We start from the raw sequence: 1121 nt of genomic DNA, 5'->3' as shown, positions 1-1121 counted from the left end.
TTCAAGCTGGCGATGGAGGTACTCGAGCGTGAATTTTCTGGTTCTGATTGTGAGCTAGTTGTTTTCCCTGAAAACTTTCTTTATTTCGGCAGCGCACTAAATTCCCAGCTTCAGGAAAAGTTCGAAGGATATTTGGAAGCCTTTCGTCAATTTGCCAAAAATAATTCTATCAACCTGGTTTTGGGTAGTTTGCCGTTCCCCGCTTCGCTCTCACTTAGTTCACAAGGGAAGCAACGATATTTTAGTCGTAGTCTTCTGATTAATATCTCAGGTGAAGTACAGGCCTACTATGATAAGCAACATTTATTTGATGTTGAGGTCGGTGATGAGCATGGCGAGTATCGTGAGTCGGATACCTTTTGTCCCGGTGAAAGAACCGTAGTTGAAACGATAAGTTTCGAAGATGGTACTCAGGCCGGAATCGGATTTTCAATTTGCTATGATTTGCGCTTTCCAGAGATGTATCAGGACATGCGTAGGGCAAGGGCAAAAATATTACTTGTACCTTCTGCTTTTACCGAAAAAACCGGCCAAGCTCATTGGGAGTTATTGTTGCGTGCGCGAGCTATTGAAAACCAGTGCTTTGTTATTGCTGCAAATCAGGGTGGAGAGCATAGCCGTGGGCGTAAAACTTGGGGACAGAGTATGATCATCGACCCTTGGGGAAACATATTAAACCAGCTCGGCAAAGGAGCTGGTATTTGTAGTGCGAATTTGGATTTTAAAGGCTTGAATAAAATTCGCGCAGCGATGCCGCTATTTTCAAGTTAGCTGGCTTTACTCAATATCTTGAGTAATCGTTCGAATATATTGAAACAGCTTTTTACCCGCGCCAGTATTCTTTTGCTGGTCGTGATCTTTCTTAGCGTTGCGAACGAGCGCTCTCAGGTGTTGTACGTCTGTATCAGGGTTGTCGGAAATAAAATTACTAAGCACATCATTTCCACCGCTAATCAAACGGTCTCTCCAGGACTCCATTTGGTGAAGCTCTTGAGCATATCGTTGACTGCTGGAGTCAAACTGATCAATTGCGAACTGAATCGCTTCAGCGTCTTCTGCGCGCATTAGCTTACCAATGAATTGAAGGTGCCGCCTTTTCGCCTCATTTTGACGAATATTGT

The 1121-nt window shown here is 43.9% G+C and carries 2 protein-coding genes; one reads left to right on the top strand and one right to left on the bottom strand.

Translation table 11 applies throughout. The annotated features are described in order from the left end of the window. A partial coding sequence (locus tag A3729_RS25520; RefSeq protein WP_082882183.1) for a carbon-nitrogen hydrolase family protein occupies positions 1–771 on the top strand: 771 nt, incomplete at its 5' end. A gap of 6 nt (positions 772–777) precedes the next feature. Here the strand turns inward: A3729_RS25520 and yjgA are convergent. Further along, the coding region (yjgA, locus tag A3729_RS25515; protein WP_156498138.1) for a ribosome biogenesis factor YjgA at positions 778–1121 on the bottom strand (344 nt) is incomplete at its 5' end.

This window comes from Oleiphilus sp. HI0043, assembly GCF_001634935.1.
The sequence above is the reverse complement of the archived record's forward strand: the minus strand, read 5'-3'. Positions and strand labels throughout refer to the sequence as shown.